Annotated in this window: 1 protein-coding gene; it reads right to left on the bottom strand. The window is 60.7% G+C overall.

Annotated elements, in window-relative coordinates; translation table 11 throughout:
* Positions 1–42 precede the first annotated feature (42 nt).
* Positions 43–1,229 (bottom strand): IS3-like element ISRme13 family transposase gene (locus tag C404_RS58680; protein ID WP_085960481.1). Its coding sequence is split into 2 segments (ribosomal slippage): positions 43–974 and positions 974–1,229, totalling 1,188 coding nucleotides; the frame shifts between segments, so codons are not numbered across the junction.
* Between the last annotated feature and the right edge of the window lie 59 nt (positions 1,230–1,288).

The following is a 1,288-nucleotide window of genomic DNA, read 5'->3' as shown; positions in this document are numbered from 1 at the left end:
GGTGACCTTGCCCCTGTTCCACGAATCCCATAACCGAGGGAATTAGGCAGCCCGGTGTTGCTGAGCTGCGGACCAGTTTTTCTCGAACGTCATGGGGCTGACGTAGCCCAGCGTCGAGTGGAGTCGGCTGGCATTATAAAAGCCAAGCCAGTCAATTACCTCGTCCATTGCGGCGCGGCGGGTAGCGAACTGGCGACCGTGCAGGCGAGCGACCTTCAACGACCCCCACAGACTCTCAGTCGGCGCGTTGTCCCAGCAATCGCCCCTGCGGCTCATTGACGAGCGCATGCCATACGCCTTCAGGGCGTCTTGAAACAGATGGCTGCAATACTGGCTTCCCCGGTCGGTGTGCACAATCACACCGGCTTCCGGGCGGCGCCGGAACCAGGCCATGCGCAGCGCGTCCGTGACCAATTCGGCCTTCATGTGTGGTTGCATCGACCAGCCAACCACCTGCCGGCTGAACAGGTCGATGATGACCACCAGGTAGAGCCAGCCTTCGGCGGTCGCCACATAGGTTATGTCGCTCGTCCAGACTTGATTGGGTGCTGCTGGGCTAAAGTCGCGTTGCAGCAGATTGGGGGCCACCGGCAAATCGTGGTTCGAGTTGGTTGTCGCGATGTACTTGCGCTTGTGGCGGGCACGGATGCCGTGCAGCGCCATCAGCTTGCGAACACGCTCCTTGCCCACCCGCACCCCACGCGCCAGCAGTTCCTTCCACATGCGCGGCCAGCCGTACTCCCCCTTGACCCCGGCGTGAATCGCCTTGATGTGGGCCAACAAGGCATCGTCACTGAGTCGGCCTCTATCTGGCCTGTCGGTGCTTACTGTGCGTTGCTTGCGCTGGTGATAGCCGCTGGGGCTGACCCCTAACAGCTCACACAGGACCGAGACCGGCCAGTAACGTCGGTTTCGCTCGATGAACGCATACCTCACACCGACTCCTTCGCAAAGTATGCTGCGGCTTTTTTTAAAATATCGCGCTCCATCTTCAAGCGCGCCACCTCCGCCCGAAGCCGGGCCAGCTCCATCTGCTCCGGGCTGACCGGCTTCATACCCGCACCAGTCAGCTTGCCTTCCCGCTCCGCCTTGACCCAGTTATGCAGCGTCTGCGCTCTGATGCCCAGGGTCGCGCTAACCACTGCCATGCTCTGCCCGCTCTTCACCAGCCGTACCGCTTCCAGCTTGAATTCCAGCGTGTACTGCGCCCGCTTTGTCTTGCTTGTCATCACATCTCTCCTTGCTTCAGTTTAACCTCAGCAAGGGATTCGTTTTGCGGGGGCAAGCT

Source organism: Ralstonia sp. AU12-08, assembly GCF_000442475.1.
Lineage (GTDB): Bacteria > Pseudomonadota > Gammaproteobacteria > Burkholderiales > Burkholderiaceae > Ralstonia > Ralstonia insidiosa.
The sequence above is the reverse complement of the archived record's forward strand: the minus strand, read 5'-3'. Positions and strand labels throughout refer to the sequence as shown.